The organism is Salinicola tamaricis, from assembly GCF_003006155.1.
In the GTDB taxonomy this organism is placed as follows: Bacteria; Pseudomonadota; Gammaproteobacteria; order Pseudomonadales; family Halomonadaceae; genus Salinicola; species Salinicola tamaricis.
This window is the reverse complement of record NZ_CP023559.1, coordinates 1,746,438-1,758,215: the sequence shown is the minus strand read 5'-3', so window position 1 is coordinate 1,758,215 and position 11,778 is coordinate 1,746,438. Positions and strand designations below refer to the sequence as shown.

Here is an 11,778-nt window from a genome sequence, read left to right as displayed (position 1 = left end):
GCCGTTACGTGGTGGTGCATACCGGGAAGGTATGGGCACACGCCCTCCTGATCCTCGAATCCAAGCGACGCTGAGTGATCAGGCTTGCTCGGGATATCGCTTTCGCACACGCGCATCGAGCGCGTCACGTTGAAGGGTGATTTCCGCTTTCAAATCACCGCTATACAGCATGGACGTCTCCATGTTCTTGTACTTGCCCACCCGCGCGGCGCTTGCCCAGTTGTAGGATCCGACACACAGAAAGCCACTGTCGGCCATGATGAGTTTGCTATGAACCTGATTGACGACCTTCACCGTCATGCCGCGCTCAGCGAGCGCTTCACAGCACCGTTCGAAGAGCGACGTTTTCTGGGCATCCGGCTGATTGGCGCTGGTAGTGTTGAAGTGATGATCGGTGTAGATCGTGATATCGACACCTCTCGCAGCCGTTTTCTCTAGTGCCGCCAGTAACCCGGCCTCTTCCAGACGACCCAGCGAAATCCAGGGAGACACCATCGCCATCTCGGCTCGCACACGCTCGAGCACATCTTGGATGCACTGATCATGCGCTTCGGCATTGTTGATCAGCCTCGGCGTCTGACACAGCGCCAACAGATCGGGACGCGCAACGCTTGCCGTGAACGCAAGCTCATTGCTTTCATGGCTGAAGAGATAACGTCCCAGCAGATGCCGCGGCGTACCGCGGGCCGCCGTGCCGATCACATCCATATCGCCAAAGACGAGAAAGCTGTCCTTCGCACGCGACACCGCCACGTTCAGGATCGAGGGATCGTTGTCGATGAAGCTGCCATCGTCATGGCGCGAATAGACCGCGGAAAACAGCACGATCGGGCGCTCCGCCCCCTGAAGGGCGTGTACCGTGCCCACCGTCATCTCCGCATTGCCTCCGCCGACCTTGATATCCCGCGCCAGGCACTCCCGCTCGATCAGATTGGCCTGGGCCTTGAAAGGCGTGACGACACCCACGATCTGCTCCAGCGGCTTGCCGTGCGCGGCTTCAAGGCGTCCGCGCTGCTCGGCCAGCCACTCGGCTATCGTGATAGCTTCCAGCCGGTTGATGCGACTTCCCGACGGCGGGGTTTCGGCCCGGCCATCAACGTGCACGTAACCAAAGGGCGGCAGTTCGGCATCGATGGCAGGTCTTCCACGCAGCGGCTGCAACAGCCCGCGATAACAGAGGTCGTTGCAGTAAGCGATAATCTCGTTCAAGCAGCGCCGATGCTCGCGCAGGAACATGCCCGGCTCGGCCTGTTCGAGATAGTGGTAACGGCTGGCCGCTTGGGCGATGCGCATCACACTGCCATCCACCACAGAGCGCCCACTTTCACGCAGCGCCTCGTACTTCTCGACGGTGGTGAGCAGGCCCTGATGCGCCAGATTACCCACATCGACCGTCTGCGACTGCGTCGCGACCGGCTTGATCTGATGCACGTCACCGATCGCCAGCACCCGCTTTGTCAGCGCCATGGAGGCGCCGGCAACGTCCGGTGCCACCTGACCGGCTTCGTCGATGATCAATAGATCGATCTCGTTGATCAGATACTCGTCACGAAACTGCCCTTCGCCTTCGAAACGCTGTGCGTCATGTGAGACGGCAGCGAGTGCAATGTCGAGACGATGCGGGCGTCAGCATCATGCGCCGGCGCCAGCGCGGGCGCACCTTGGAAGCCCCGGTTTCTCCTTGCCCTTAGCCGTCTGCTCGGCCAACTCTTCGATACGTTCGGCGCACGCCTCCAGCCAGCGCGCCTCCCAGTAGTGCACCGCCAGTTGAAAGAGCTGGAAGCGAAGCGTGGTATCCAATACCTGATCGAAGGCGTCGAATGTTTCTGGCAGCGTCTCGAAGCCCAAAGCCCGGTACGTAGCCTCGAGTCTCGAGGTGAGCTGCTCGATCTCCTGCACGCGCTGCTGGCATTCGGCAATAAATGCCTGTTTCTGATCCAGAATCTCACGCTGCTGACCCAACCCGGTCTTCAACGCGACCTCGGGGGCATCCGCCGCTGGCGATTGCTCGATCAGCCGGCGCCCCTCAACGCTCAGGTGTTCGCTGATGAACAGTTCACGCCGTATGCGGCGCTTTTTGGCCACCGGTGGCAGTACGGCAAGCAATGAAAGCCACATCGGCTCATCGGCGCAAAAGTGCTGCCACTGTTTGAGATCGGCCTCCATCGCATCGTGCGCGGCCTGCAGCGCGGCTGCCGCCGCCTGCTCGCGCGCCAATGTCTCCTCCGGGGCGTCGCCTAGTTTCTCCGCGAGTCGGGCCTGAAGCGTTGCCCGTGTCGTCCAGTGCTGGTGCAGATCTCGAAGCTGCGACTGCCGCGCGATCAGCCGCTGATGAAGACGCGTTCGAACGGTATCCACACGGTTGAGCGTGTCATCGTCGAACGCCTGCCGGGCGCGCTGGAGAAAGGCCATCTCGGCGCGCTCGTGGTATTCCGGCGATTCGACCTCGCGATAGAACGACGGCGTCTGGTAGTGCTGCGACGCCTCGCCTTCCCGGCTACGTGCGCAGTAAAAACCACCATAGCTGGTGATGTCGGGCAACCAGCGCCCGCCGAATGCATCATCAGTCTCTTCGAATTCCTTGGCGAAGGCTTCGAGCACGTTGGTGACAGCCTGGTTGTTGGTGGAGGCCGCGACGATCAGTGGCGGTTCGGCTTCATCGAGCGCGGCCTTCACCCAAAGCGAGGCGACCGCCGAGAGCACGAAGGTGGTCTTACCTGTACCCGGTGGGCCGTTGACCGCCAGTACCTCGCCGTCATCCATCGCCATGACCTGCGCCAGCGCGTCACGCTGGGCAACGGCCAGCGGGTACTGGGTATTGGCATGGCCCAACCGATGCATCATGCCGGATAGTGGCTCGATGCAGGGCTGATACGACTCGATGGTCGACAGGGCGTAATTTTCCAGCAGTGGCAACGTTTGCTCGGTGGTGGAAAGCCAGTCGTAGAGCTTGATGATGTGGGTCGCCGCGCCCAATTGATCGTCGACCTTGCTGATGCGCGCCTCGTTGGCGCTCACGAATACCTCTTTCAGCAGATCTTTGGGGCACAGGGCGTCGAACAGCTTTTGCGAAAGCTCGTAGTACGGCTGCCAGCATTCACCGTGCGTCTCGAGTGCCGAATCCTCGAGCAGTGCTAGGGCCTCGCTTTCCGACCAGACGCGTGGCTCGCTTTTGCTCAAAAAACGATCCTGCTCGGCGACATCATTCAGCGTGAAGCGGTCATCGGCCTGCGGCGCCAGCAAATCACGCGGAATCACCGGCGGCTCGGCAGGAATCAAGCGTCCATCGCGTGCAACCCATAATCCGCAGATCAGCGGCGTGATGACATCCGGGTAGAGCGCGCGTTTTTCCGCGCCATGCTCCTGCAAGACCTTGTACACCGCCGGGCGCAGCGCGACTCGCACTATTTGAATCGAGACGTCTTCTTCGGCGAATAGCTGCTGGAGCAACGGGTGATCCGACGGCAGGCGGCCATCGCGGTAGACCGTTCTGTCAAGATAGTCGGTCTGACCCAACGCCTTTTTGGTCAAGGCCCCGCGGCCGCTCTCGGCATCCGCCAGTGAGTTGCGCCAGTAGCGGAGCCACTGCCGGGCTGTGGGCTTGGTGGTTTCTGCCTGACTCATGGCGTCGCTTTCTTCCTTGTGCGTTTTTCGGCGCCTGCGCGGCGCACTGACTCTTGATATGTTCCAGCAGCGCCCTGGCGCTTTGCTCACCGCGGGATTGTCAGCCCGCCGCTGCCCAAGCAATTCGCCGCGGCGGGCCTTGACGAAGCACTGTTCGATCCGACAGACAACTTTCTCTTGTTCTTTAATAAGAAGGATTGAACGGAGGAATCTGTAAGAACACTTGTTGGCCCATATTATCCGTCGCCATTGGATTGCCAGTAACCGTGGTCTTGGGCTTCATTACAGCGAGGTAATAGAGCGGAGACATCTACCCACCCGCCTCTTGGCCTCGCCTTTCATTCATCAACGAAGCACGTTGTCAGCCAGGTAGCGCTGCGCCCGTGACGCTGGCTTGGGCACGTCAGGCGCTCGCCACTAGTCGATCTTGGGCAGCGGCCAGGTGGGAAGCACGATGAAGCCCCGTATCATGTATAGAAAAGTCGGAAATCTATATACAAACCATACGATATGCAAAGACATCCGACATTTTTTGACACGAGCATCACTCGCGAATGCTACGTCAGCCAAACGGTTTGTCTATCTGAGAAGAGTGATACAGCATCGCGCCCGAGAGCAGGCTATCGAACGCTTTGCCCTGATTCGACATGAAGCATACGGCCACCCTGGCCGAGGACGCGATGGCGAAGTGACGGGCTGACAGGTTGCCACATCCGCTTATTAGTTGACGCTAACGCGCTGCATTCTGTGCTGCCTGCAACGGAGTTTCCGGCCGGTCCCGGGTGATCCCGCCTTCGGGGCGGCGCCAGAACACGCCGATACCGAACAGGGTCATGCCGTAGGCGATCAGTGGCGTCATCCAGTTGAACAGCGCATAGGGTGCGTAGCTGAAGGCGCTCACCCCCAGAATGCCGAACATGTAAGCCCCTCCGGAGGTCCACGGGATCAGCGGTGCCGTCAGCGTGCCGGCGTCCTCCAGCGTGCGTGAGAGCATGCGCGGGGCCAAACCGGCGCGTTCGAACGCCGGGCGGAAGGTGCGCCCGGGCACGATGATGCCGAGAAACTGATCCCCCAGGAACAGATTGGCCGCCAGACACGAGCCCAGCGTCGTGCCGATCAACGATGAAGGCTTGCGCAGCAGTCGCTGGAAGGTCTTCAGCAGGCTTTCGAAAAAGCCACACCGCTCCATGACCCCGCCAAAGCTGAGCGCGCAGACGATGAGTGAGATGGTCCACATCATCGAGTCGAGTCCGCCCCGCGATAGCAGTGCATCCACCGCCTTGTCGCCGGTGTGGGACTCGAACCCGTAGTGCAGCACGCCAATGAGCGCCTTGAGCGTCACTCCCTGTACGGCCATCGCCAGCCCGCAGGCGATGAGAATGCCCACCACCAGCGAGGGAATGGCGGGATACTTGCGCGCCGCAGCGAACAGAATGAAGACAGGCGGCAGTAGCGTGAAAACCCCTAGCACGAAATGACCGGACAGCACTCGCGACATCTCGGCGACCTGAGTGAGCGTGGTCAGGTCACCGTGATCGTGCAATCCCATCACGGTATAGACTGCGCCGGCCAGCAGCCAGGCCGGCAGCGTCGTCCAGCACATCGCCCGTATGTGATCGAAGAGCTCTCCCCCCGCCACGGCCGGCGCCAAGTTGGTGGTATCGGAGAGTGGCGACATATTGTCACCGAAGTAGGCCCCCGAGACGATGGCGCCTGCGGTCATCGGTGCCGGCAGGCCGAGCGCGCCGCCGATCCCCATCAGTGCCAGGCCTACCGTCCCCGCTGTGGTCCAGGAGGAGCCGGTAGCCACCGCGACCAGCGAACAGATCATAAAGCTGGCGACCAGGAAGAAGCGCGGTGAGATCCCCTGCATGCCCAGATGGATCAGCGTCGGCACCGTGCCACTGGCGATCCAGCTCGATACCAGCAACCCGACCAGCATCAGGATGACGATCGGGATCAGGGCGATGCGGATACCGTTGACGATGCCTTCCTCGAGCTCCGCCCAAGAACGTTTGAGAACGCCCCTGCCGACGAGCGCGCACAGCATCGTGGCGGCTATCAGTGGAATATGCGCATCGACGTCGAGCACGATGACCGAAATACCGATGATCGCCGCACATGCGAGAAACATGACGAGCGACAGGGAAAACGCGGGTACGGCCTCTTCGCGAGCCGCTTCGGGACTGTCTGGCGACATGGTTGGCACTCCTTATTATCATTGTCATCGCAGTGGTGGCCACCGTCCTCGGCGACATGGGTATCGCCATGGTCGCCGGCCACCGCGCTTCAGCCGGCGTGGCTGGGCAGCAGCCCGGCGGGTACCAGGTGGCTCAGCGTGCGTGCCTTGAGCAGCGCATCGGCGGCCTCGATATCAGGGCCGAAGAAGCGATCACGATCGTAGTAGGTGACCTGCCCGCGCAGGGCGCGACGGGCCTCTTCCAGCACAGCGGTGGTCGCCAGGCCATGCCGGAAATCGAGCCCCTGGCATGCGGCCAGCCACTCGATGGCGAGGATACTGCGCACGTTGTCGGCCATTTCCCACAGGCGTTTGCCAGCGGCAGGCGCCATCGAGACGTGATCTTCCTGATTGGCTGAGGTGGGTAGGCTATCGACGCTGTGGGGATGTGCCAGCGCCTTGTTCTCGCTGGCCAGCGCAGCAGCGGTGACCTGAGCGATCATGAAGCCCGAGTTGACGCCACCGTTCTCCACCAGGAAAGGCGGCAGCTGAGACATGTGCTTGTCCATCATCAGCGACACGCGGCGCTCGGTTAGCGAACCGATCTCGGCGATGGCCAGCGCCAGGTTATCGGCCGCCATGGCTACCGGCTCGGCATGAAAGTTGCCACCGGAGATGATATCGCCCTGCTCGGCGAACACCAGCGGGTTGTCGGAGACCGCGTTGACCTCCACCGCCAGCACCTCTGCTGCCTGGCGAATCTGGGTCAGGGCGGCCCCCATCACCTGCGGCTGGCAGCGCAGGGAATAAGGGTCCTGCACCTTGTCGCAGTCCGCATGGGACTCGCTGAGCTCGCTGCGCTCTCCGAGCAGATGGCGATACGCCGCGGCGGCATCGATCTGGCCACGCTGGCCGCGTACCTCATGGATGCGCGCATCGAAAGGCGAACGCGAACTCAGCGTCGCCTCCACGCTGAGCGAGCCGCACACAGTGGCCGCCGCGAACAGATCCTCCGCCTCGAACAGCCCCTTGAGGGCGTAGGCAGTGGATACCTGGGTGCCGTTGAGCAGCGCGAGACCCTCCTTGGGCGCCAGGGCCAGTGGCGCCAGGCCCGCCTTGGCCAGGGCTTCCCGGGCTGGCATCCACTCGCCGCCATGGCGGGCCTTGCCCTCTCCAAGTAGCACCACGCTCATATGGGCCAGCGGGGCCAGGTCACCGGAGGCACCCACCGAGCCCTTGAGCGGAATATGCGGATAGACCCCGCTGTTGATCAGCGCCACCAAGGCGTCCAGCACCTCGCGGCGGATACCGGAGAAGCCGCGGGCCAGGCTGTTGACCTTGAGAACCATGATCAGCCGTACCAGGTCGTCGCTCATGGCTTCGCCAACACCGGTGGCATGCGACAGCACCAGCGAGCGCTGCAGCGCTTCCAACTGATCATGCTCGATGCGGGTCTGGGCCAGCAGGCCAAACCCGGTATTGATGCCGTAGACGGTGCGGTCTTCGGCAATCACCCGGTTGACGCAGTCGACGGCGCGGCCGATATCGGCGTCGGCGCTGGTGGGCAGGTGGACGGTCACGGGGGCCTGCAAGGCCTGGCGGGCCTGGGCCAGAGTCATGCGGCCGGGATCGATCTCGATATGATTCATCTGACAATTCCTTGATGTAGCCGGGCTGAAACCTGGCCGGGAGCCGACATTCGACAATGACGCAGGCGTCCTCCATGTCGGCGTACCGGGTATCAGCGGGCGGGATAGACGCGTTTACTTGGCGACCATCGGCAGATCGAGGCCATTCTCTCGCGCACACACCTTGGCGATATCGTAGCCAGCATCGGCGTGGCGCATGACGCCGGTGCCCGGGTCGTTGCGCAGCACCCCCCAGTCGGGCGTGGGCGTCATCTGTGCCGTCGGCGACGATCACCACGCCGGCGTGCTGGGAGTAGCCCATGCCCACGCCACCGCCATGGTGCAGCGATACCCAGGTAGCGCCCCCGGCGGTGTTGAGCAGGGCGTTGAGCAGCGGCCAGTCAGAGACTGCGTCGGAGCCATCCTGCATCGCCTCGGTTTCGCGGTTTGGGCTGGCCACCGAGCCGGAGTCCAGGTGGTCGCGGCCGATTACCACCGGCGCTTTGAGCTCGCCATTGGCGACCATCTCGTTGAAGGCCTGACCGAGCCGCGCGCGATCCTTGAGTCCCACCCAGCAGATGCGTGCCGGCAGCCCCTGGAAGCTGATCCGTTCGCGGGCCATGTCGAGCCAGTTGTGCAGATGCGGATCGTCCGGGATCAGTTCCTTGACCTTGGCATCGGTCTTGTAGATGTCCTCCGGATCCCCGGAGAGTGCGACCCAGCGGAACGGGCCGATCCCCTGGCAGAACAGCGGCCGGATATAGGCCGGCACGAAGCCAGGGAAATCGAAAGCGTTGTCGACGCCCTTCTCCTGGGCCATCTGGCGGATATTGTTGCCATAGTCGAAGGTCGGCACGCCCTGGCGGTGGAACGCCAGCATCGCCTCGACATGCCGAGCCATAGACTGCTTGGCCGCCGCGATCACCGCGGCCGGCTCGTGCTTGCCACGGGCGACGTAGTCGTCCCACTGCCATCCCACCGGCAGATAGCCATGCAGCGGATCGTGGGCGCTGGTCTGATCGGTGACCATATCCGGCTTGACGCCGCGCTCGACCAGCGCCGGCAGCACCTCGGCGGCGTTGGCGCACAACCCGATGGAGACCGCCTTACCCTCGGCGGTATAGCGCGCCAGACGCGCCAGGGCATCGTCGAGATCCTCGGCCTGCTCATCCAGATAGCGAGTACGCAGGCGAAAGTCGATCCGCGACTGCTGACACTCGATATTGAGCGAACAGGCGCCGGCCAGACTCGCCGCCAGCGGCTGTGCACCGCCCATGCCGCCGAGCCCGGCGGTCAGAATCCAGCGCCCCGTGAGGTTGCCGTCGTAGTGCTGGCGCCCCGCCTCGACGAAGGTTTCATAGGTGCCCTGGACGATGCCCTGGGAGCCGATGTAGATCCAAGAGCCGGCGGTCATCTGGCCGTACATCATCAAGCCTTTTCGATCGAGCTCGTTGAAGTGCTCCCAGTTGGCCCAGGCCGGTACCAGATTGGAGTTGGCGATCAACACCCGCGGTGCGTCCTTGTGGGTCTCGAAGACGCCGACCGGCTTGCCCGACTGGATCAGCAGAGACTGGTCGTCACGCAGCCGCTCGAGGGTCTCGACGATGGTGTCGAAACAGTCCCAATCGCGCGCCGCGCGACCGATGCCACCATAGACCACCAGCTCCTCGGGTCGCTCGGCCACGTCCGGGTGGAGGTTGTTCATCAACATCCGTAGCGGCGCCTCGGTCAGCCAGCTGCGGCAGCGCAAGGTGGTGCCGGTAGGCGCTTCGATGCGGCGTGTGGGGTCGTGTCGCGGGTCGTGCCCTGAATCCTGGGGCAGCGGCTGATGTTGCGTCATGACGATCTCCTCGTACGTAAGACAGGTGATATGTATGGGCTGGATGCCGTTAGCGGGCATCCAGGGTCAGCTGGTGCAGCAAGCGCGCGGCGGCTCTGGCGGTGCGTCCGTCGCTGTCGATACGGGGGTTGAGCTCGGCAATATCGATCACGCGCAGCTTGCCGCTGTCGCGCACGCACTCGGCGAGCGCTTCGATCTGTGCCAGCGCCACGCCGTAGGCAGCGGGTGCGCTGACCCCCGGCGCCTGGGCTGCCGGTAGCACGTCGAGATCGAGGGTCAGATAGAGCTGATCGCAGCGCGCCATGAAGGCCTGCAGCGCGGCCAGTGTCTCCGCCAGCGGCCGCAGCGCGATCTCGCGATCTTCGCGCAGCGTGACCCCGAGGGCCTCGGCACGCCGCCACAGCGTGCGCGTGTTGGCGGCGCGACTGGCGCCGAAGCAGGCATAGTGGAAGCCCCAGCCCTCGGCCTGGCAGCGTGCCGCGATCTGGGCGAAAGGCGTGCCGGAGGAGGCTCCCTGAGCGGGATCGCGCAGGCGAGATGAGCGTCGAGATTGACGATACCGATCCGCGGCGGGACGCCACCGGCGCGATAGCAGTGCTGCGCCAGGCCGGACCAGCTGGCGAATGCCACCTCGTGGCCACCGCCCAGCACCAGCGGGCGCTGCCCCGCATCCAGCAGTGCCGCGACACGCGCGGCCAGCTCTGCCTGGGCCGCTTCCAGTGCATCGTCGTGACAAGCGACTCACCGGCATCGTAGAGTGGCGTCTGGCGATGCCACGCCAGCCCGGCCAGGGCTTGGCGCAGGGCGAACGGCCCCTCGGCCGCGCCCACCCGTCCCTGATTGCGCGCGACTCCGGCGTCGCAGGCGAACCCCAGCACCACGTCACCCGCAGGGACCCCGTTGCGATAGGGCGCTACGCACTGATGCCAGCGCAGGGCATCCGCCTCCGGGTCGACCCGGCCCTGCCACGGCCGCATATCCGGTTCGGGCCAGTCAACGGGACGCGAGATCGACTCCCAGCCATGCGTCACCGCCCCAGCCACCACCCGCTGGCGTAACCGCCCAGGCTGCACCGCATAGGCGAGTTCGGCCGGGCGCTCCACATCCCACAAGCACAGATCAGCCGGCGCACCAGGCGTGATATGCCCGAGCTGACGCAGCGACTCGCCAAAAGCACCGCGGGAGAAACCGAGCGCCGCGGCGCCGTGGGCGGTGAGTCCAGCCAGCGCCTCCTGAGGGGTGAGACGAAACAGCGTACAGGCCAGATTGAGCATCAGCGTGGGCTGGAACAGCGGCGAGCTGCCAGGGTTGGCATCCGTGGCCACAGCCATCGGCACCCCCGCCTCGCGCAGTGCCTGCACCGGAGGTAGCTGGGTCTCGCGCAGGGTATGGAAGGCACCAGGCAGGATCACCGCCACGCTGCCGGCCTCGCGCAGGGCATCGATGCCGGTCTGATCGAGATATTCGATATGGTCGGCGGAGAGGGCGCCATGCCTTGCCGCCACGGCACTGCCGCCGAGGTTCGAGAGCTGCTCGGTGTGAGCCTTGATGGGCAAGCCATGGGCTTCGGCGGCGCGGAAGACTCGTTCGCACTGGGCGACCGAGAAGGCGATAGTCTCGCAGAACACGTCGACGGCATCGGCCAGGCCCTGGGCGGCAGCCGCCGGTATCATCGCCTCGCACACCAGATCGATATAGCCATCGCTGTCATCCTGGTATTCCGGTGGCAGCGCATGGGCGCCGAGCAGCGTGGTGACGACGCGCACCGGCAATGTCTCGCCCAGGCGCCGTGCCACACGCAGCATTTTTAGCTCGTCGTCGACGCTGAGACCGTAGCCGGACTTGATCTCCACGCTGGTCACACCGTCGCTGATCAACGCTTCGAGACGCCGATGGGCGGCCTGATAGAGAGCCTCCTCACTGGCCCGCCGGGTCGCCGTGACGGTACTCAGAATGCCGCCGCCGCGCCGCGCGATTTCGGCGTAGCTCGCCCCCTCCAGACGCTGTTCGAACTCGTCCGCGCGACAACCACCGAATACCAGATGGGTATGGCAATCGATCAGCCCCGGCGTGAGCACGCCCCCCTCCCCGCACAGGCGGCTGCCGCGCTCGATCTCAGGCGACAGCACCGTCATCGGCATCACTTCGGCGATCTTGCCGTCGCGCACCAGTACCGCCATGGGGGCGTCATGGGTACGCAGGCCATCGAATAGGGTCACGTTGCGCCAGAGCGCGGAGGCATGAGACATGTCGGCATCCGGTTTTCGGAATTTGTATATACATTTGCCGACTTCTTGGATGGCGTCAAGCCCACCCCCTGACGACGCCGATCACAGACATCGAAACGAGCTCGAATATAAGTTTCAAGTAACTGATATTTAAATATTAATAGGTTGTAATTCGTCATTATCGGATGTCTAGGCACGACCAAAGTCTAGGCGCTCTGTCCAGCGTGATGGGTGACAGTCGGGTCTGCCATTATGTATATACATTAAGGCAGCCATCGC

5 protein-coding genes and 3 pseudogenes are annotated in these 11,778 nt (G+C 63.6%); all 8 read right to left on the bottom strand.

Going from position 1 to position 11,778, the window contains the following annotated elements:
• Positions 1 to 78: 78 nt before the first annotated feature.
• Complete coding sequence (locus tag CN538_RS08130; RefSeq protein WP_106419110.1) at positions 79 to 1,518, bottom strand: AAA domain-containing protein; 1,440 nt, start codon at positions 1,516 to 1,518, stop codon at positions 79 to 81.
• Between the two features lie 114 nt (positions 1,519 to 1,632).
• Positions 1,633 to 3,624, bottom strand: a complete 1,992-nt coding sequence (locus tag CN538_RS08125) for an AAA domain-containing protein (protein ID WP_106419109.1) — start codon at positions 3,622 to 3,624, stop codon at positions 1,633 to 1,635.
• 730 nt (positions 3,625 to 4,354) lie between these two features.
• The gene (nhaC, locus tag CN538_RS08120) at positions 4,355 to 5,824 is read right to left on the bottom strand and encodes a Na+/H+ antiporter NhaC (protein ID WP_106419108.1); all 1,470 of its coding nucleotides are present in this window, start codon (positions 5,822 to 5,824) and stop codon (positions 4,355 to 4,357) included.
• An 89-nt stretch (positions 5,825 to 5,913) separates the two neighbouring features.
• Positions 5,914 to 7,452 (bottom strand): histidine ammonia-lyase, encoded by a 1,539-nt coding sequence (gene hutH / locus CN538_RS08115; RefSeq protein ID WP_106419107.1) that lies wholly within the window; start codon positions 7,450 to 7,452, stop codon positions 5,914 to 5,916.
• A gap of 114 nt (positions 7,453 to 7,566) precedes the next feature.
• Positions 7,567 to 9,271, bottom strand: a pseudogene (hutU, locus tag CN538_RS08110) (urocanate hydratase).
• 49 nt (positions 9,272 to 9,320) lie between these two features.
• Complete coding sequence (locus CN538_RS22425) at positions 9,321 to 9,755, bottom strand: arginase family protein (RefSeq protein WP_277985157.1); 435 nt, start codon at positions 9,753 to 9,755, stop codon at positions 9,321 to 9,323.
• A 110-nt stretch (positions 9,756 to 9,865) separates the two neighbouring features.
• Positions 9,866 to 9,946, bottom strand: a pseudogene (locus CN538_RS24255) (hypothetical protein); the annotation flags it as partial.
• 344 nt (positions 9,947 to 10,290) lie between these two features.
• A pseudogene (gene hutI / locus CN538_RS08100) lies at positions 10,291 to 11,520 on the bottom strand (imidazolonepropionase); the annotation flags it as partial.
• Positions 11,521 to 11,778 lie beyond the last annotated feature (258 nt).

What these genes read in the sequence shown, in the direction of transcription:
- hutH (WP_106419107.1), bottom strand. Translation starts at nt 7,452, where the DNA reads ATGAATCATATCGAGATCGATCCCGGCCGCATGACTCTGGCCCAGGCC.
- nhaC (WP_106419108.1), bottom strand. Translation starts at nt 5,824, where the DNA reads ATGTCGCCAGACAGTCCCGAAGCGGCTCGCGAAGAGGCCGTACCCGCG.
- CN538_RS08125 (WP_106419109.1), bottom strand. Translation starts at nt 3,624, where the DNA reads ATGAGTCAGGCAGAAACCACCAAGCCCACAGCCCGGCAGTGGCTCCGC.